Origin of the sequence: Pseudomonas sp. B21-053, from assembly GCF_026016365.1 — a bacterium.
GTDB lineage: Bacteria > Pseudomonadota > Gammaproteobacteria > Pseudomonadales > Pseudomonadaceae > Aquipseudomonas > Aquipseudomonas nunensis.
Genome location: NZ_CP087205.1, coordinates 2,369,301 through 2,386,222, shown reverse-complemented (window position 1 = coordinate 2,386,222; position 16,922 = coordinate 2,369,301). Strand labels below are relative to the sequence as shown.

Genomic DNA, 16,922 nt, shown 5'->3' with positions numbered 1-16,922 from the left:
ACTAGCGAAATTGCGCGAGGAACCGCAAGTCGTTGTCGAAGAACAGACGCAAGTCGTTCACGCCGTAACGCAGCATGGCCAGACGCTCAACGCCCATGCCGAAGGCAAAGCCCGAGAACTCTTCCGGGTCGATCCCGGACATACGCAGCACGTTCGGGTGAACCATGCCGCAGCCCATGACTTCCAGCCAGCCAGTCTGTTTGCAGACACGGCAGCCTTTACCGCTGCACATCACGCATTCCATGTCGACTTCGGCGGATGGCTCGGTGAACGGGAAGTACGAAGGGCGGAAACGCACGGCCAGCTCTTTTTCGAAGAACACGCGCAGGAATTCTTCGATGGTGCCTTTGAGGTCGGCGAAATTGATGTCGCGATCGACCAGCAGGCCTTCGACCTGGTGGAACATCGGCGAGTGGGTGATATCGGAGTCGCTACGGTACACACGGCCTGGGCAGACGATGCGGATCGGCGGTTGCTTCGATTCCATGGTGCGGACCTGTACCGGCGAGGTATGGGTGCGCAGCAACATGTTGGCATTGAAATAGAAGGTGTCATGCATCGACCGGGCCGGGTGGTGGCCTGGGATGTTGAGCGCTTCGAAGTTGTGATAGTCGTCTTCGACCTCAGGGCCTTCGGCGATGCCGTAGCCAATGTGGGTGAAGAACTGTTCGATACGTTCCAGAGTGCGCGTAACCGGGTGCAGACCACCAGAGGTCTGGCCACGGCCAGGCAGGGTCACGTCAATGGACTCGGCAGACAGTTTGGCGGCCAGGTCGGCCTCCTCAAACAGTGCCTTGCGGGCATTGAGAACCTCTGTGACACGCTCCTTGGCAACGTTGATCAGTGCGCCGACTTGCGGACGCTCTTCTGCCGGCAAATTCCCCAGGGTCTTCATCACCTGAGTCAATTCACCCTTTTTGCCAAGGTAGTGAACCCGGATTTGCTCCAGGGCATTGATATCTTCAGCGCTTTGCACAGCCTCTAGAGCTTGAGAGACCAGCGCGTCCAGGTTTTCCATGTACAGACTCCAGATACAAAATAGGGGAAGAGCTTGAAGGCTCTTCCCCTATTTATGACGTTTAACACCTGGCCCCACAGAGGTGAGGCCGGGTGACTGTCGGGGGTACTTAAGCCAAGGTGGCTTTAGCTTTCTCGACAATCGCAGCAAACGCCGCTTTTTCGTTCACTGCCAGATCAGCCAGAACCTTACGGTCGATCTCGATGGACGCTTTTTTCAGGCCGGCGATGAAACGGCTGTAGGACAGACCGTTGATACGTGCACCAGCGTTGATACGAGCGATCCACAGAGCGCGGAACTGACGTTTTTTCTGACGACGGTCACGGTAGGCGTATTGGCCTGCCTTGATTACCGCTTGCTTGGCAACACGGAATACGCGCGAGCGAGCGCCGTAGTAGCCTTTAGCAAGTTTCAGAATTTTTTTGTGACGTTTACGGGCAATGACGCCACGCTTTACACGAGCCATGAGTTACTTCCTCTATTCTTGACTAAATTAACGAAGGCGCAGCATGCGCTCGACTTTTGCCACGTCACACGGTGCCAGCAAGCTGCTACCGCGCAGTTGACGCTTACGCTTGGTCGACATTTTAGTCAGGATGTGGCTCTTGAAAGCGTGCTTGTGCTTGATACCGTTAGCAGTTTTCAGAAACCGCTTAGCAGCACCACTTTTAGTTTTCATTTTTGGCATGTTCGGATACTCCGCATTCAGTTGATAAACATAATCAGAAGGCCTGCCGTGCCCTATTGATTACTTCTTCTTTTTCGGGGCGATGACCATGATCAGCTGGCGTCCTTCCATCTTAGGATGCTGTTCGACCGAACCGTACTCGAGCAAGTCACCTTCAACTCGCTTGAGGAGTTCCATCCCCAGCTCCTGGTGGGCCATCTCACGGCCGCGGAATCGCAAGGATACCTTGGCCCTGTCCCCATCACTCAGGAAACGTACCAGGTTGCGCAGTTTTACCTGGTAATCCCCTTCCTCCGTCCCTGGACGAAACTTGATTTCTTTAACCTGGATCTGCTTCTGGTTTTTCTTGGCCGCGGCAATCTGCTTCTTCTTCTCGAAGATCGATTTGCCGTAGTCCATCAGTTTGCAAACAGGGGGTACTGCATCGGCGGAAATTTCCACCAAATCCAGTTTGGCCTCTTCAGCCTTAAGAAGCGCGTCTTCAATTGACACAATCCCAAGCTGCTCACCCTCAGCCCCAATTAACCGAACCTCGCGTGCCGAGATATTCTCGTTGATCGGGGCTTTCGGTGCAGCTCGTTTATCTTGTCTCATTTCACGCTTAATAGTAATTACTCCGAATCTGGGCGACCACGCCGGGAAACCGCTTGAGCGAGGAACTCAGCGAATTGGGCGACGGGCATCGAGCCCAGGTCAGCACCTTCACGAGTACGCACAGCGACAGTCTGCATCTCGACTTCCCGATCTCCGATAACCAAGAGATAAGGAACCTTGAGCAAAGTATGCTCGCGGATTTTAAAGCCGATCTTTTCATTTCTCAAGTCAGACTTGGCACGAAATCCGCTTTCGTTGAGAGTTTTTTCAACCTCAGCGGCGAAATCAGCCTGCTTGTCAGTGATATTCATGATCACTGCCTGGGTCGGAGCCAGCCACGCAGGGAACGCACCCTCGTAGTGCTCGATCAGGATTCCGACAAAACGTTCGAAGGAACCGAGGATCGCCCGGTGCAACATAACCGGGTGCTTGCGACTGTTGTCTTCGGAGACGTATTCGGCTCCCAAACGGACAGGCAGATTAAAATCGAGCTGCAGGGTACCACACTGCCAGACACGGCCGAGGCAATCTTTCAGCGAGAATTCGATCTTCGGACCGTAGAACGCACCTTCACCCGGCTGTAAATCGTACGGCAAGCCAGCACTATCAAGGGCTGCAGCCAAGGCTGCTTCGGCGCGATCCCACAATTCGTCGGAACCGACGCGTTTTTCCGGACGAGTGGACAGCTTCATTTCGACGTCTTTAAAGCCGAAGTCGGCATAAACGTCCATGGTCAGCTTGATGAACGCAGCGGATTCGGCCTGCATCTGCTCTTCGGTGCAGAAGATGTGGGCGTCGTCCTGGGTGAACGCACGTACACGCATGATGCCGTGCAAGGCACCCGATGGCTCGTTACGGTGGCAAGCACCGAATTCGGCCAGGCGCATCGGCAACTCGCGGTAGCTCTTCAGGCCTTGATTGAACACTTGCACGTGGCAAGGGCAGTTCATCGGCTTGATGGCGTAGTCGCGGTTTTCCGACTGAGTGGTGAACATGTTGTCGGCGTAGTTGGCCCAGTGCCCGGATTTCTCCCACAGGCTGCGGTCAACGACTTGTGGAGTCTTGATCTCCAGATAGCCGTTGTCGCGCTGAACCTTGCGCATGTACTGCTCGAGCACCTGGTACAGGGTCCAGCCGTTCGGGTGCCAGAACACCATGCCCGGCGACTCTTCCTGGGTATGGAACAGGCCCAGTCGCTTGCCGATCTTGCGGTGATCGCGCTTTTCAGCTTCTTCGATGCGCTGGATGTAAGCCGCCAGCTGCTTCTTGTCAGCCCAGGCAGTACCGTAAACGCGCTGCAATTGCTCGTTCTTGGCATCGCCACGCCAGTAGGCGCCGGACAACTTGGTCAGCTTGAAGGATTTCAGGAAGCGCGTGTTCGGCACGTGCGGACCGCGGCACATGTCGACGTATTCTTCGTGATAGTACAGACCCATGGCCTGCTCGTTCGGCATGTCCTCGACCAGGCGCAACTTGTAGTCTTCGCCACGGGCCTTGAACACTTCGATCACTTCGGCGCGCGGAGTGACTTTCTTGATCACGTCGTAATCTTTCTCGATCAGCTGCTGCATGCGCTGTTCGATGGCGGCCAGGTCGTCCGGAGTGAAAGGACGTTCGAAGGCGATGTCGTAATAGAAGCCTTCGTCGATGACCGGACCGATGACCATTTTGGCCGTCGGGTACAACTGCTTGACCGCGTGGCCAACCAGGTGGGCGCAAGAGTGGCGAATGATCTCCAGCCCCTCTTCATCCTTTGGCGTAATGATTTGCAGCGTGGAATCGCTGTCGATGATGTCGCTGGCGTCGACCAGCTTGCCATTGACCTTGCCGGCCACGGTGGCTTTGGCCAGGCCAGCACCAATGGATGCGGCGACCTCGGCTACGGAAACCGGGTGATCGAATGAACGTTGACTGCCGTCGGGAAGAGTAATAGTTGGCATGGCGCCTCCTCTCCTAGTGGTGACCCCTACCAAAGGTCACGTGGGTTGGGATGAGCCAGTACAAGATCCGATCCAGGCCATTCAATAACGAACGCCTGCCTTACAGCGGCAGGAGCCTTGCGGCCAACCGGAAAACCGAACCAGAGTGACTGGGATTCAAATCAGGGTTATTCGTGCCTCTGCCGCTACCGGGACCAATGGTCACCGGAGCCCGCAAAAGCCCGAGCGAGGCATGCTAGCACAGATGAACGGTCGTCGCGGTAGAGAGGTTTTCTGCTGGGGCAAATCAGGCGATTTTATGCCAGAGTGATGAACTTGAACCCCGCTTTACCTCTCAGATAACAAGACATTGACCCACAAGGAGCATCCCAGCATGCGTCTGAATCGTTTGTTCGCTGTAGTAGCCCCCATCGTCCTGCTGCTGCCACTGGCCGCCCATGCCGATTGGCCAAAGGGTGAACGCGAGAAATACATGGCTCAGTGCACAGAAGCAGCCACCCCGCAGATCGGTGCTGCGGCAGCTAAAGCTCACTGCGCTTGCGGTGCCGACGCGATCAAATCGTACCCGGCCAAAGACCTTCAAGCCCTGATGGACAACAAAGCTGATGAAGCTTTGCAACGTAAGGCGCTGACCCAGATTTCTTCCTGCAAAGCCGATAACAAGGCAAAAAAATAAGCACTGAAGAGTGCTTTCAAGGCTTATCCAGCCAGTGAAAAGCCTCCGAAAAGCGCTTTTTTGTACAATTTATGCAGGTTTTACAGCTTTTTTTATCGTCTTTACTTTCGGCTGAAAGCCTTTTAAATCGGGGCTTTCAGCCCGATCAAGCAGCAAAGAAAGCACGACTGTTTGGCAAACAACCCCTCCGGGGGGCTCCCAAACCGTACATTTCGACTATGATAGTCCCGTGTGCCCAGTTGGCCTGAGCAGCACAGTACTACTGAAAATATATGTTTCTTGGAGATACACCATGTCTAATCGCCAAACCGGCACCGTTAAATGGTTCAACGATGAAAAAGGCTTCGGCTTCATCACTCCTCAAGGTGGCGGTGACGACCTGTTCGTACACTTCAAAGCTATCGAAAGCGACGGTTTCAAAAGCCTGAAAGAAGGCCAAACCGTTTCCTTCGTGGCTGAGAAAGGCCAAAAGGGTATGCAAGCTGCACAAGTTCGCCCAGAGTAAGTTTCTGGCGCACTAAAAAAACCCCGTCCATGTGACGGGGTTTTTTATGCGCGAAATAAAAGCTGCCAGCGATCAGCCGCAGTTGACGCGCGTGATCACCAGGTTGTCATCGGTGTTCAGGTTCAGGCGATCGGAGCGGTACTCCAGAGTCACCATGTCGCTGGGCTTGAGTATCCGGGCATTCTGCGCGCCTGCGCGAGTGCGAGCCTGTTCCAGCAGTTCTGGCGAGGCCTTTTTGCCGATGGTGAATTGCGCCGCTTCTGAATCACAGCGGCTGTGGCCGGTGTCGGTCACCACAGGGTCCTTTGCTGCCGACTCGGTGGAGGGAGTACTGCAACCGGCCAGCATGGCAACGGCCAACAAAGTACCCAATGACGCGAGCTTCCAAGGCATGAAGCCTCCTTCTTTCAATAGTTAAGCTGAGTTCGTGCGACCGCCAATCCGGCCTTTGGTTTCACAGGCAGCGCTATCGCCCTGCCCCTCTGTCTGGACAATCGTCGAGTTTGCCTGAGCGTCGCCGTGCCGTTCAGCACTCAATCGTGACTGAATATGAACAGCACTCAATAGATGTCGATGTAGTCGAACGGCGGCGTCGGCCAGTTCTCTTTCAGCGCATTGAAGATCTGCATGACCCAGACCTCATCACTGGCGGCGACCAATCCCACGTAGCCCGAGCCCTTGGCCCACGTCTCAAGACGAAACAGCAGCCCACCGATGTCGGTGCCGCCCACAACGCCCGACGATATGTAAGCGATGCCAGCCTTGGTGACCCGCAACTGGGTGTGCTCATCGTCGCTGGCAGAGGCCAGCAGTTGGCGCACAGCTTCAAGGGTCAAACCGTCAGGGGTATTCAAATCGATCTGCACAGCGCTGTCCTTGAAAATCCATCAAAGACCAAGTGTCGCATAGCCCTCCCCTCATGCCTAAGTCGGAGTGCCAAACAGCGCGCAAAATGGTTAACTCGGTACTCAGACTTTTCCGACTTCACGAGCGCCATCATGACCACCCTAAGCATCGACGCCGACATCAAAGCCAAGTGGGCACAGGGCCACAGTTCTTACAGCCCTGGCAGCCCGGAAGAGCTGGCAATCATTGGAATCGATCTGTTGGTCAAGGAACTGGGAACGCAAGCCGCACAGTCATTCATCGCTCAGGTATTCGAGAAATACCCGGCTGACTATCTCGGCGTGGTGGATTCAGGCAGGGAATAAAAACCCGCAGGCTGGCACCTGCGGGTATACGGCTTACTTCAGGCGAGCAAGACGCTGGGTCAGCAGGTCGAAGAAACCCTGAGCATCGCCATTCTCGACCCAGAAAGCATTCTTCGGGGCTTTCAGGCCGTCATACCAATCCACGACAGTCTGGCCAAAGGTGATGCCTTCGCGGCTGTCGATCGCTACGTTGACCGAACGACCGGTGAACAGCTCCGGCTTCAGCAGGTAAGCGATAACGGTGGCGTCATGCACCGGGCCGCCCGGAATGCCGTAGTGCTCCATATCGCCCTTGACGTACTCATTGAGAATATCGCCCACGATCTTGCCGGCATTGTTGTTGAGCGCGGCGATCTGCTTCAGGCGCGCCTCGCTGGTGAGGATCTTGTGGGTCACGTCCAGCGGCAGGTAAGTCAGCTTCACGCCGCTCTTGAGTACCACTTCCGCCGCCTGTGGGTCGGCGAACAGGTTGAACTCGGCCACCGGCGTGATGTTGCCGCCATTGAAGTGCGCACCGCCCATGATCACCACTTCCTTGATGCCCTGAACAATTTCAGGTTCCTGGATCAGCGCCAGGGCCAGGTTGGTCTGCGGACCAAGCATGGCGATGGTGATGCTGTGGGGCTTGGCGGCTTTCAAGGTATCGATCAGGTAATTGACCGCATTGCCCTCGGCCAGGCCTTTCTTCGGCTCGTGCACGGTGACACCCGACAGGCCTTCCTTGCCATGGATGTTCTCGGCGTAGATCGGCGTGCGCATCAGCGGTTTCGGCGCGCCTGCGTAGACCGGCACGTCTTCGCGCCCTGCCCACTCACGAGCCAGCCGCGCATTACGCGAAGTCTTGTCCAGACGCACGTTGCCCGCCACGGTGGTCAGCGCGCGAATGTTCAGTTCTTCCGGCGAAGCCAGCGCAAACAGCAAGGCAACCACGTCATCGGCACCCGGGTCGGTGTCGATGATCAAGTCGATCTTTTCCGCCGCCTGGGCGCTTGTTGCAGTGATGAAAGACAAAAGCAGCAGACTCCGGAGCAGATGATGCAGTTTCTGAGCATAGCGGTGCATAGCGCACTCCTTGTGCGTGGGAAAGCAGAAAAGGATACAGCGAGTTAGAACGTCACCCCGGACACCAGCACGATGTTGCAGTACGGCGAACATTCGCCTGTACGAACAATCGCCCGCGCCTGTCGGCTGAGGACTTTGAATTGCTCATGGCTGAGCAGGTCACGGCGGCCCAGCGAGCCTTCGGCATTCAGCTCATCGAGCGTCGTCAGGGCCGTGGGTTGCTTGTCCAGAATCTCTTGGGCAAGCACATGGCTTTCGACCTGCATTTCGCTAAGCAGCACTTTCAAGGTGCTGACGAAATCCGGAATACCGTGGGTCAAGGCCAGGTCGATCAGTTCGACGCCCGGCGGCACTGGCAGGCCGGCATCGCCGATCACCACCATGTCGCCATGACCCAAGGACGCGATCAGCCGCGACAGAGCGACGTTGAGCAAAGGTGTCTTTTTCATGGTGTCTTAAAGGCCTGTACGTCGGACAAGGTAGGAATCGAAGGCTGGGCACCCGCACGGGTGACCGACAGCGCCGCAGCGACCTGACCGAAACGAATCGCTTCGGCCTCGGTTTTACCGGACGCCAACGCCGCGGCGAAACCACCGACAAAGGTGTCACCCGCCGCCGTCGTATCCACCGCTTTAACGGTCGGCGCAGGGAAATGCTCGAAGCCAGTGCCGTTGGCAAACAGCGAGCCTTGGGCGCCCAGGGTAATGATGACTTTCGCGGCGCCCATGGCGAGCAATCGGGTCGCGGCAGTTTCGGCGGTTTCCAGGGAATCCACCGGCAAGCCGCTCAGGGCCGACGCTTCGCTTTCGTTGGGGATCAGGTAGTCGATGGCTGAGTACCAATCCGCCGGCAGCGGACGGCTGGCCGGGGCTGGATTGAGGATCACGGTCTTGCCCAGTTCACGGCCGCGCTTGAGCGCATGACCGACCGTGGCATCCGGCACTTCCAGCTGACAGATAATCACGTCCGCCGCCTGCAACACCGCGTCGAAACGGTCGATCACTTCAGGCGTCAGCGCACCGTTGGCACCGGCGACAATCACGATCGCGTTCTGGCTGTTGTCATCGACCACGATCAACGCCACGCCACTGGCGCCGTCGACAATGCTCACCGCCTGACAATCGATCTGTTCGGCCAACAGCGCCCCGCGCAGTTCCTGGCCATAAGCATCAGTGCCGACGCAGCCGACCATCGACACCTCAGCACCCAGACGCGCGGCAGCCACGGCCTGGTTCGCACCCTTGCCGCCGGACACCGTGGCAAACGACTGGCCGATCAGCGTTTCACCGCCGCGAGGCAGCCGTGGCGCCCGAGTCACCAGGTCCATGTTAAGGCTGCCTATTACCACTACTTTTGCTGGCATACGTCACTACTCATTAATTCGGTTTCTGCTGTGCTTTCAGCGGAATTCGGAGAACACACCGGCCAGCGGCGCGGTCGACTCTCGCAAGACAATGCTGGGGGTCACGATCCGTTGATCGGTGGCCAGGCCCGGCGTGGCAATCCGGCGCAACAGCACTTCGGCGGCCATCTCTCCCAATTGCAGGATCGACTGGCCGACGGTGGTCAGCGCCGGGTAGACATAACGACTCATCTGGATGTCATCGAAGCCGATCACCGACAACTCGGTGGGCACGCGAATATTGCGCTCGGCAGCCGCTCGCAGCACACCGATGCCGATCATGTCGTTACCGGCGAAAATCGCACTGGGCGGGTTCTTTTCCAGCAGGGTCGCGGCGGCACTGTAACCGCCAGTACTGGTGAAGTCGCTTTCCAGCATGCGCTCGCGCGGCACTTCGACGCCCGCCTCTCGCAACGCCCGGCAGTAACCGGCCAGACGCATTTGCGCCACGCTGGTGTCCGCCGGCCCGCCGATGGTGGCGATGTCCCGATGGCCCAGTTCCAGCAGATGCCGGGTCGCCAGGTAGGCGCCGTATTCGTGATCGATGCGCACCAGGTCGGCATTCACACCATCGAGCCCACGGTCGACAATCACCATTGGTGTGCGCACGCCCGCCAAGCCTTCGGCGAGTACGGCATCGCCACCGGCCGAGGCCACGATCAAGCCGTCAATGCGTTTTTCCAGCAACACCCTTAAATAGCTGCGCTGCTTGTCCGGATTGTCGTCGGAGTTGCAAAGGATCACGCAATAGCCGTTACGCTCGCAGTAATCCTCGATACCCCTGGCCAGTTCGGCGAAGTACGGGTTGAGGCTGTTAGGCACAAGCAAACCGATGGTCGCCGTGGTTTTCGCTTTCAACGAGCGCGCGACGGCGCTGGGCACGTAGTCGAGGCTTTTGATCGCCGCCTCGACTTTCACCCGCACTTCTTCACTGACCGGGCGCGTCTTGTTCACCACGTGGGACACCGTGGTGTAGGAAATTCCTGCGAGTGCCGCCACATCCTTGATCGTTGCCATGAATCAGGTCCGCCGGCTTGCGCGCTGACTGCGATAAGTATCAAGCACCACCGCCACCACAATAACCGCACCGGTGATGATGCGCTTGGTCGGTTCGGTCGCACCGATCTGCGCCAGACCAGCCGCCAATACCGAGATGATCAACACACCGAAGAACGTACTGATCACCGAACCGCGCCCGCCCATCAGGCTGGTGCCACCGATCACCACGGCGGCGATCACTTGCAGCTCCAGGCCGGAACCGGCATTCGGGTCTGCGGCTTCCAGACGGGAAATCTGGAACAACGCAGCGATGCCAGCCAACAGCCCCATCAGGCTGAATACCAGAATCTTGTAGGGTTTTGGATTGATCCCTGCCAGACGCACCGCTTCTTCGTTGGTGCCGATGCCGATCAGGTAGCGGCCGAACACCGTACGGGTCAGCACTGCCTGGGCGACGATGATGATCACAAAGGCAATGATGAACGACGGCGAAATGCCAAAGGCGATCGGGTTGGACAGCCAGGCGAAGGCGTCACCGATGTAGGCCGTACGCGAGCCGGTCATCTGGTACGCCAGGCCACGGGCCATTTCCAGCACGCCGAGGGACACGATGAACGACGGAATGCGCCAGGCCACGGTGATCGAACCAGTGATGGTCCCGGCCAATGCCGCCACGGCCATGCCGAACAGGGCCGCCGGCAAAACGCTCCACCCCCAGCCGAGAATCGCCACGCTGACCGCCGAGGCCGCAAGCGCCAGCACCGAACCGACCGACAGGTCGATGCCGCCGATGATCAGCACGAAAGTCATGCCGACCGCCAACACCATCAAGTCCGGGATCTGGTTGGCCAGGGTACTGAAGGTGTCGTACGACAGGAAATGGCTGCTCAGCATCGAGAACAAAACGATCATCGCCAGCAAGGCACCGGCCAGGCCCAGATAGGTGCCGAGGCCGTAAAAATTGCCACTACGTTTACCGGCAGACGTTGCAGTTTTCATGGAAGATCCTTAGGCGCTGCTTCGTTGAGCAACGCATCACGTTTTTGGTAGCCGGCGAAAGCGGCGGCAAGCAAATCATCCTGGGTCCAGCTGTCGCGCTCGAACGTGTCGATCAGGCGCCCCGCCGACAACACGCCGATCCGGTCGCAGATCAGCATCAGTTCACGCAAGTCACTGGACACCACCACCAGCGCTTTGCCCTGGCGAGTCAGTTCGCCGAGCAAGGCATAGATGTCGAACTTGGCGCCGACGTCGATGCCACGGGTCGGCTCATCGAACAACATCACCGAACAATCGCGTTCCAGCCAACGGCCGATCACGACTTTCTGCTGGTTGCCGCCGGACAGCTCGGAGACTAATTGCGTCGGGCTGGAACTGCGGATCCGCATCGCGCTGATCTGACGTTGAGCCAGGGCCATCTCGTCACCGTTGTTGACGACGCCCGCGCTGGAAATCACCGGCATGTTGCCCAAGGCAATGTTGGCACTGATCGACTGGGTCAGCAGCAGGCCTTCGCCCTTGCGGTCCTCGGTGATCAGGGCAATGCCGTGACCCACCGCGTCGGCCGGCGAACGAATGCTCACGACTTTGGCCGGAGAGCCCAGCGCAACCGTGCCGCTATCTGGCGTGTCGGCGCCGAAGATCAGGCGCAGCAACTCGGTGCGCCCTGCCCCGATCAGCCCGGAAATGCCGAAGATCTCACCGGCGCGCACTTCGAAAGACACGTCACGGACCTTGTCGGAGCGGGTCAACCCCGTGACCGTCAAGGCCGGTGCACCGATGTTGCGCGGCCCCATGTCCATGTGTTCGCCCAACTCGCGACCCACCATCAGGGTGACCAGTTGCTCACTGTTGTAATTGGCCATCGGCTCGACGCAGACCAGGTTGCCGTCGCGCAATACCGCAATGCGCTGGGCCACTCGTGCCAGTTCTTCGAGGCGGTGGGAAATGTAGATGATCGACACGCCACGAGCTTGCAGGCGGGTGATCTGTTCGAACAGCATCTCGACTTCCCGCGCCGTCAGCATCGCAGTCGGTTCGTCGAGGATCAGCACATGGCAGTCGCCGATCAGGTTGCGGGCGATCTCGACCATTTGCTGGTGACCGATGCCCAGCTCGCCGACCAGGGTGTCCGGGTCAATCGCGTCGAGGCCGACCTGGGCCATCGCTTCGATCGCTGCCTTGCGCAATTGCTTGCGGCTGATCCAGCCACCGCTGCTCGGCAGGTTATCGAGAAACAGGTTTTCCGCCACCGACAGGGTCGGCAACAGATTGAGTTCTTGCATGACCATGCGGATGCCCAGGTCTTCAGCCTGGGTACGGCTGCCGGGACGGTATTCCTGACCCTGGAATTGCATCTGGCCGGTGGTCGGTGTGACCAGGCCGCCGATGATCTTCGACAGGGTGCTTTTGCCGGCGCCGTTCTCACCGGTCAGCGCCAGCACTTCACCGCGCATCAGCGTCAGGTCGATGCCGGTCAGGACCGGTTGGGCATAGGTCTTACCGATACCGCTGACCGAGAGGACAGCGTTCGGGGCGGAAACTGACATAAAAACTCTCCATGCGCTCGCCCGGACGGGCGAGCACCGTTGTGTCGCCAGAAGGACTACTTGGTAACCAGCTCTACCGGAGTTTCGATCACGCCGTTGGTACCGCTGTCGACTTTCTCGCCTTTGATGATCTTCAGCGCAGTCTCGATCCCGAACACGGCTTGCTTGGCAGCAAACTGGTCAGCGGTGGCCAGGACACGGCCATCCTTGAGCATCGGCTTGATGGCGTTGATGTTGTCGTAACCGACTACCTGGACCTTGCCTGCCTTGCCGGCGGCACGGACGGCGGAAACGGCGCCAACGGCCATGCTGTCGTTACCGGCCAGCAGGGCTTTGACATCCGGGTATTCGCTGAGGATCGAAGCGGCAACCTTGTTGCCTTTGTCGATTTCCCAATCACCGGACTGCAAGGAAACCACCTTGATCTGCGCCGCTTCCATCGCGTCTTTGAAACCGGCGGTGCGCTGCTGGGCGTTGGTGGTGGTGGACACGCCTTCGATGATGCCGACTTCGTCACCGGCTTTCAGTTGCTTGGCCAGGTACTCACCCACCAGACGCGCGCCTTTGCGGTTGTCCGGGCCTACGAACGGTACGGTGATGTTTTTGCTTTTGACGACGGCCGGGTCGAGTTGGTTGTCGATGTTGATCACGGTGATACCGGCATCGACGGCTTTCTTGATCACCGGCACCATGGCTTTGGAGTCAGCCGGCGCGATGACCAGCGCATTGACCTTGGCCAAAATCATTTGCTCGACGATGCGGGTCTGGCCAGCGGTGTCCGTTTCGTCCTTGATGCCGTTGGAGATCAGGTCGAAATCGGCGGAATGGTCTTTCTGATAAGCCTTGGCGCCGTCTTCCATGGTCAGGAAGAATTCGTTGGCCAGGGATTTCATGACCAGCGCGACTTTAGGTTTTTCAGTATCGGCGAACGCCGAAGAGAGGGGCAACGCGGCGGATGCGGCAGCCAGCATAGCGACAGCGAGAAGACGTCCAGCGAATGGCAGCTTCATGGGTTCACTCCGATCTTATGATTATTGTGAGCAACGCTTGCGCTGGCGTAGGCTACAGGGTGTCCTTCGATGGAACGAGCCATCGAGAACGCCGCGCAAACGTTTGCGTAGACCGAACTATGCGAACCCTGCCGAGATTTGTCAACGAGCAGAATCGACCATTTTGTGCGCTGGCTGGCAAAAAACAGGCATAAGCCTCAGGCCGTGGTATCGACCATCGAGCCGGTGCTGGAGCCCTTGGCCATTTCCTTGACCAATGCCCCGGACACTTCCAGCAGCGCGCCGTTGGTCTCGGCAATCTGACCTTGAATCGCCATGACCACTGTCGACTTGGCTTCCGGCGTCGGATAGGACGCCGCTTGGGCTGCGGCCAGTTGTTGCTGTTGCTCACGCAGTTGCTGTTGCAGCTCTTGCATGCGCTTGAGCAGGATTTTCACCGCGGCGCTCTGGTTGCTCTTTCCTTCAGATGCAGCCTCGGTATTGGTGCTTTTATCCAGCCCTACCGGGCCAGTCTTGACGACCTTGCCGTCGTCTTCTTGAGTGCCCAACGCTTTGGCGGCCTCAGCCTGCGTGGCATCGTTCAACGCGCGGATCGTGGCAGCGGATTTGCCGCCAATGGTCACGCCTGCGGCGTTGGGAAGACCGACTGATAACGACATGTGAACTCCTGAAAAAAGATTCCTTTGAAGACCATCGACCTGTGCGGGGTTTTCTTTAGCACTGATTTGAAATTCGGCAAGGTAACTAATCAACAAGGATCGTAGGTCCTTTCGGAGAACCGAACGCAAATACTCAACGTATTCGGAAACCCGGACAGAAGGTTGTTTAACTTCATTACTGCCGACATAAATACTGATATAAATCATCAGCTTAAAGTTTTCTCTCATTCAAAGTAGGGCTGGTACAGATCCTGCTCTTTCTTGTGCACCCCAGGCGTTCAGATCTGCCGGGGGCGTATCTAGATGAACCTGCATCAGCACCGTCACTACTAGAGAGAAAATAATGAAATCTGCATTCAACACCTTTATTCCGGGCGCTTTGGCCCTCCTGCTGCTCCTGCCCACCGCCCTTCAGGCGAAAGAAGCTGAAACCCAACAGAAACTGGCGAACGTGGTGATCCTGGCCACTGGCGGCACCATCGCCGGCGCTGGCGCCAGTGCGGCCAACAGCGCTACTTATCAGGCTGCCAAAGTCGGTATCGAACAATTGATCGCTGGCGTGCCGGAACTCAGCCAACTGGCTAACGTGCGTGGCGAACAAGTCATGCAGATTGCTTCCGAAAGCATCACCAACGACAACCTGTTACAGCTGGGTCGCCGCGTCGCGGAATTGGCCGACGACAAAGCCGTCGATGGCATTGTCATCACCCACGGCACCGACACCCTGGAAGAAACCGCCTACTTCCTGAACCTGGTGGAAAAAACCGACAAGCCGATCATCGTCGTCGGTTCCATGCGTCCGGGCACCGCGATGTCCGCCGACGGCATGCTGAACCTGTACAACGCCGTGGCCGTGGCCAGCAGCAAAGAGGCACGCGGCAAAGGTGTGCTGGTGACCATGAACGATGAAATCCAGTCCGGTCGCGACGTCAGCAAAATGATCAACATCAAGACCGAGGCCTTCAAAAGTGCCTGGGGCCCGCTGGGCATGGTGGTTGAAGGCAAATCCTACTGGTTCCGTCTGCCGGCCAAGCGCCACACCATGGATTCGGAATTCGACATCAAAACCATCAAGAGCCTGCCTGACGTAGAAATCGCCTATTCCTACGGCAACGTTAGCGACACTGCCTACAAAGCCCTCGCGCAATCGGGCGCCAAAGCGATCATCCACGCCGGCACCGGCAACGGTTCGGTGTCTTCCCGCGTGGTGCCAACCTTGCAAGCCCTGCGCAAGGATGGCGTGCAAATCATCCGTTCGTCCCACGTCAACGCCGGTGGTTTCGTCCTGCGTAACGCCGAACAGCCTGACGACAAGTACGACTGGGTCGTGGCACATGACCTGAACCCACAGAAGGCGCGCATCCTGGCCATGGTCGCACTGACCAAGACCAACGACAGCAAAGAGCTGCAACGGATGTTCTGGGAGTACTGATCCGCCCTCGCCCGACCGATTCCGGTCGGGCACCGCTTGCGCCACTTGCCTGTTCTGGTGAGTGGCATCTCCTACAAAAAAACGTCAACCGTCTTACACCAAACGGAAAAAAACACTGTCAGAGGATTTTCTTGAATTTTAAGCAGTTGCGAAAATGCTTACAGTTAAATACTGTATGCCCGTACAGCTTAATAAGGATAATTCCGTGGCCACTACCGCTGCCTCTCCTGGCTCCTTTGAACGCATGGGTCTGCGCGTTCAAAAAATCATCAATTCCCCTACCGCGCAAAAATCCAAAGCCGCGCTGATTTTCCGTCTGCCGGATGAACCGGTGGACGAATGGGAACAGCTGCTCGAAGAAATCGACGAAAACGATAACGTCACCCTCGCCTATCGCGACGATGGCGGTGTGCAGATTTTCTGGGTTGTGCCGAAGGAAGATTGAGTCAATGAGTGTCCGCTGTTTTGCTTTGCTGTTTCTGTTCATTGCCATGGGCACCCAGGCAGGCGCCCCGCGCACCTTCAACGAAGCCAAGAAAGTCGCGTGGAAGCTCTACGCACCGCAATCCACCGAGTTTTATTGCGGCTGCAAATACACCGGCAACAAGGTCGACCTCGCTGCCTGTGGTTATGTGCCGCGCAAAAGCGCCAAGCGGGCCGCCCGCATCGAGTGGGAGCACATTGTCCCGGCCTGGCAGATCGGCCATCAGCGCCAATGCTGGCAGTCGGGCGGACGCAAAAACTGCACACGCTACGACCCGACCTATCAGAAGGCCGAGGCTGACTTGCACAACCTGGTGCCGAGCATCGGTGAGGTCAACGGTGACCGCAGCAACTTCAGCTTTGGTTGGCTACCGGTGCAATCGGGCCAATATGGTTCGTGCCTGACCCAAGTCGATTTCAAGGCCAAGAAGGTCATGCCTCGTCCATCGATTCGCGGGATGATCGCCCGGACCTACTTCTACATGAGCAAACAGTACGGGTTGAAACTGTCCAAACAGGATCGCCAACTGTATGAAGCCTGGAACAAGACTTATCCGGTGCAAACCTGGGAGCGCCAGCGCAATCAGAGCGTGGCGTGCGTGATGGGACGCGGCAATGAATTTGTCGGCCCGGTGGACATGAAAGCCTGCGGCTGAACAACCGCTGAAAACACAAAGGCCTCGGGCATTAAAAC

General features: G+C 57.7%; 21 protein-coding genes. 6 read left to right on the top strand and 15 right to left on the bottom strand.

Going from position 1 to position 16,922, the window contains the following annotated elements:
- Position 1: 1 nt before the first annotated feature.
- From pheS to thrS, 5 genes are all read right to left on the bottom strand, one after another.
- A complete protein-coding gene (gene pheS / locus LOY68_RS10995) occupies positions 2 to 1,018 on the bottom strand; it encodes a phenylalanine--tRNA ligase subunit alpha (protein ID WP_007905876.1) in 1,017 nt (338 codons plus the stop codon).
- 109 nt (positions 1,019 to 1,127) lie between these two features.
- Positions 1,128 to 1,484, bottom strand: coding sequence for a 50S ribosomal protein L20 (rplT, locus tag LOY68_RS10990; RefSeq protein WP_007905879.1), 357 nt, complete (start codon positions 1,482 to 1,484; stop codon positions 1,128 to 1,130).
- 27 nt (positions 1,485 to 1,511) lie between these two features.
- Positions 1,512 to 1,706, bottom strand: a complete 195-nt coding sequence (gene rpmI, locus LOY68_RS10985; RefSeq protein ID WP_008145659.1) for a 50S ribosomal protein L35 — start codon at positions 1,704 to 1,706, stop codon at positions 1,512 to 1,514.
- A gap of 60 nt (positions 1,707 to 1,766) precedes the next feature.
- Complete coding sequence (gene infC, locus LOY68_RS10980; protein WP_169857083.1) at positions 1,767 to 2,318, bottom strand: translation initiation factor IF-3; 552 nt, start codon at positions 2,316 to 2,318, stop codon at positions 1,767 to 1,769.
- Complete coding sequence (gene thrS / locus LOY68_RS10975; RefSeq protein ID WP_010455934.1) at positions 2,318 to 4,240, bottom strand: threonine--tRNA ligase; 1,923 nt, start codon at positions 4,238 to 4,240, stop codon at positions 2,318 to 2,320. Before thrS ends, infC begins: the two co-directional genes overlap by 1 nt.
- 373 nt (positions 4,241 to 4,613) lie before the next feature.
- Between thrS and LOY68_RS10970 the strand changes: the two genes are divergently transcribed.
- Both LOY68_RS10970 and LOY68_RS10965 read left to right on the top strand, forming a co-directional pair.
- Positions 4,614 to 4,916, top strand: a complete 303-nt coding sequence (locus tag LOY68_RS10970) for a hypothetical protein (RefSeq protein ID WP_163909360.1) — start codon at positions 4,614 to 4,616, stop codon at positions 4,914 to 4,916.
- A 292-nt stretch (positions 4,917 to 5,208) separates the two neighbouring features.
- Positions 5,209 to 5,421: a cold-shock protein gene (locus LOY68_RS10965; protein ID WP_003179963.1), complete on the top strand. Its 213-nt coding sequence runs from the start codon at positions 5,209 to 5,211 to the stop codon at positions 5,419 to 5,421.
- A gap of 72 nt (positions 5,422 to 5,493) precedes the next feature.
- Here the strand turns inward: LOY68_RS10965 and LOY68_RS10960 are convergent, their stop codons facing one another.
- Both LOY68_RS10960 and LOY68_RS10955 read right to left on the bottom strand, forming a co-directional pair.
- Positions 5,494 to 5,814, bottom strand: a complete 321-nt coding sequence (locus LOY68_RS10960; protein WP_054615463.1) for an I78 family peptidase inhibitor — start codon at positions 5,812 to 5,814, stop codon at positions 5,494 to 5,496.
- A 167-nt stretch (positions 5,815 to 5,981) separates the two neighbouring features.
- The gene (locus LOY68_RS10955; RefSeq protein ID WP_054053050.1) at positions 5,982 to 6,287 is read right to left on the bottom strand and encodes a hypothetical protein; all 306 of its coding nucleotides are present in this window, start codon (positions 6,285 to 6,287) and stop codon (positions 5,982 to 5,984) included.
- 132 nt (positions 6,288 to 6,419) lie between these two features.
- Here LOY68_RS10955 and LOY68_RS10950 point away from each other — a divergent pair, with 132 nt between their 5' ends.
- Complete coding sequence (locus LOY68_RS10950; RefSeq protein WP_054053047.1) at positions 6,420 to 6,632, top strand: hypothetical protein; 213 nt, start codon at positions 6,420 to 6,422, stop codon at positions 6,630 to 6,632.
- 33 nt (positions 6,633 to 6,665) lie between these two features.
- On the opposite strand, the gene LOY68_RS10945 is transcribed toward LOY68_RS10950, so the two are convergent.
- The 8 genes from LOY68_RS10945 to LOY68_RS10910 all read right to left on the bottom strand — a co-directional run bounded on the left by LOY68_RS10945 (position 6,666) and on the right by LOY68_RS10910 (position 14,313).
- Positions 6,666 to 7,694 (bottom strand): nucleoside hydrolase, encoded by a 1,029-nt coding sequence (locus LOY68_RS10945; RefSeq protein ID WP_163909358.1) that lies wholly within the window; start codon positions 7,692 to 7,694, stop codon positions 6,666 to 6,668.
- Positions 7,695 to 7,738: 44 nt separating this feature from the next.
- A complete protein-coding gene (rbsD, locus tag LOY68_RS10940) occupies positions 7,739 to 8,143 on the bottom strand; it encodes a D-ribose pyranase (protein ID WP_163909357.1) in 405 nt (134 codons plus the stop codon).
- The gene (gene rbsK, locus LOY68_RS10935) at positions 8,140 to 9,057 is read right to left on the bottom strand and encodes a ribokinase (RefSeq protein ID WP_163909356.1); all 918 of its coding nucleotides are present in this window, start codon (positions 9,055 to 9,057) and stop codon (positions 8,140 to 8,142) included. Before rbsK ends, rbsD begins: the two co-directional genes overlap by 4 nt.
- A gap of 36 nt (positions 9,058 to 9,093) precedes the next feature.
- The gene (locus LOY68_RS10930; protein WP_163909355.1) at positions 9,094 to 10,113 is read right to left on the bottom strand and encodes a LacI family DNA-binding transcriptional regulator; all 1,020 of its coding nucleotides are present in this window, start codon (positions 10,111 to 10,113) and stop codon (positions 9,094 to 9,096) included.
- Positions 10,114 to 10,116: 3 nt separating this feature from the next.
- The gene (locus LOY68_RS10925) at positions 10,117 to 11,094 is read right to left on the bottom strand and encodes an ABC transporter permease (protein ID WP_265044524.1); all 978 of its coding nucleotides are present in this window, start codon (positions 11,092 to 11,094) and stop codon (positions 10,117 to 10,119) included.
- Positions 11,091 to 12,644, bottom strand: coding sequence for a sugar ABC transporter ATP-binding protein (locus LOY68_RS10920; RefSeq protein WP_265044523.1), 1,554 nt, complete (start codon positions 12,642 to 12,644; stop codon positions 11,091 to 11,093). The genes LOY68_RS10925 and LOY68_RS10920 overlap by 4 nt, the downstream gene beginning before the upstream one ends.
- Positions 12,645 to 12,700: 56 nt before the next feature.
- Positions 12,701 to 13,654: a sugar ABC transporter substrate-binding protein gene (locus tag LOY68_RS10915; RefSeq protein WP_265044522.1), complete on the bottom strand. Its 954-nt coding sequence runs from the start codon at positions 13,652 to 13,654 to the stop codon at positions 12,701 to 12,703.
- Between the two features lie 197 nt (positions 13,655 to 13,851).
- The gene (locus LOY68_RS10910; RefSeq protein WP_265044520.1) at positions 13,852 to 14,313 is read right to left on the bottom strand and encodes a hypothetical protein; all 462 of its coding nucleotides are present in this window, start codon (positions 14,311 to 14,313) and stop codon (positions 13,852 to 13,854) included.
- 343 nt (positions 14,314 to 14,656) lie between these two features.
- Between LOY68_RS10910 and LOY68_RS10905 the strand changes: the two genes are divergently transcribed.
- From LOY68_RS10905 to LOY68_RS10895, 3 genes are all read left to right on the top strand, one after another.
- Positions 14,657 to 15,745, top strand: coding sequence for an asparaginase (locus tag LOY68_RS10905; RefSeq protein ID WP_054053030.1), 1,089 nt, complete (start codon positions 14,657 to 14,659; stop codon positions 15,743 to 15,745).
- Positions 15,746 to 15,899: 154 nt separating this feature from the next.
- Complete coding sequence (locus LOY68_RS10900) at positions 15,900 to 16,190, top strand: DUF1654 domain-containing protein (RefSeq protein WP_054615469.1); 291 nt, start codon at positions 15,900 to 15,902, stop codon at positions 16,188 to 16,190.
- A 4-nt stretch (positions 16,191 to 16,194) separates the two neighbouring features.
- On the top strand, positions 16,195 to 16,884 hold the full coding sequence (locus tag LOY68_RS10895; protein WP_265044518.1) for an endonuclease I family protein: 690 nt from the start codon (positions 16,195 to 16,197) through the stop codon (positions 16,882 to 16,884).
- The last annotated feature ends 38 nt before the right edge of the window (positions 16,885 to 16,922 follow it).

What these genes read in the sequence shown, in the direction of transcription:
- pheS (WP_007905876.1), bottom strand. Translation starts at nt 1,018, where the DNA reads ATGGAAAACCTGGACGCGCTGGTCTCTCAAGCTCTAGAGGCTGTGCAA.
- rplT (WP_007905879.1), bottom strand. Translation starts at nt 1,484, where the DNA reads ATGGCTCGTGTAAAGCGTGGCGTCATTGCCCGTAAACGTCACAAAAAA.
- rpmI (WP_008145659.1), bottom strand. Translation starts at nt 1,706, where the DNA reads ATGCCAAAAATGAAAACTAAAAGTGGTGCTGCTAAGCGGTTTCTGAAA.
- thrS (WP_010455934.1), bottom strand. Translation starts at nt 4,240, where the DNA reads ATGCCAACTATTACTCTTCCCGACGGCAGTCAACGTTCATTCGATCAC.
- LOY68_RS10970 (WP_163909360.1), top strand. Translation starts at nt 4,614, where the DNA reads ATGCGTCTGAATCGTTTGTTCGCTGTAGTAGCCCCCATCGTCCTGCTG.
- LOY68_RS10965 (WP_003179963.1), top strand. Translation starts at nt 5,209, where the DNA reads ATGTCTAATCGCCAAACCGGCACCGTTAAATGGTTCAACGATGAAAAA.
- LOY68_RS10960 (WP_054615463.1), bottom strand. Translation starts at nt 5,814, where the DNA reads ATGCCTTGGAAGCTCGCGTCATTGGGTACTTTGTTGGCCGTTGCCATG.
- LOY68_RS10950 (WP_054053047.1), top strand. Translation starts at nt 6,420, where the DNA reads ATGACCACCCTAAGCATCGACGCCGACATCAAAGCCAAGTGGGCACAG.
- LOY68_RS10945 (WP_163909358.1), bottom strand. Translation starts at nt 7,694, where the DNA reads ATGCACCGCTATGCTCAGAAACTGCATCATCTGCTCCGGAGTCTGCTG.
- rbsD (WP_163909357.1), bottom strand. Translation starts at nt 8,143, where the DNA reads ATGAAAAAGACACCTTTGCTCAACGTCGCTCTGTCGCGGCTGATCGCG.
- rbsK (WP_163909356.1), bottom strand. Translation starts at nt 9,057, where the DNA reads ATGCCAGCAAAAGTAGTGGTAATAGGCAGCCTTAACATGGACCTGGTG.
- LOY68_RS10930 (WP_163909355.1), bottom strand. Translation starts at nt 10,113, where the DNA reads ATGGCAACGATCAAGGATGTGGCGGCACTCGCAGGAATTTCCTACACC.
- LOY68_RS10925 (WP_265044524.1), bottom strand. Translation starts at nt 11,094, where the DNA reads ATGAAAACTGCAACGTCTGCCGGTAAACGTAGTGGCAATTTTTACGGC.
- LOY68_RS10920 (WP_265044523.1), bottom strand. Translation starts at nt 12,644, where the DNA reads ATGTCAGTTTCCGCCCCGAACGCTGTCCTCTCGGTCAGCGGTATCGGT.
- LOY68_RS10915 (WP_265044522.1), bottom strand. Translation starts at nt 13,654, where the DNA reads ATGAAGCTGCCATTCGCTGGACGTCTTCTCGCTGTCGCTATGCTGGCT.
- LOY68_RS10910 (WP_265044520.1), bottom strand. Translation starts at nt 14,313, where the DNA reads ATGTCGTTATCAGTCGGTCTTCCCAACGCCGCAGGCGTGACCATTGGC.
- LOY68_RS10905 (WP_054053030.1), top strand. Translation starts at nt 14,657, where the DNA reads ATGAAATCTGCATTCAACACCTTTATTCCGGGCGCTTTGGCCCTCCTG.
- LOY68_RS10900 (WP_054615469.1), top strand. Translation starts at nt 15,900, where the DNA reads ATGCTTACAGTTAAATACTGTATGCCCGTACAGCTTAATAAGGATAAT.
- LOY68_RS10895 (WP_265044518.1), top strand. Translation starts at nt 16,195, where the DNA reads ATGAGTGTCCGCTGTTTTGCTTTGCTGTTTCTGTTCATTGCCATGGGC.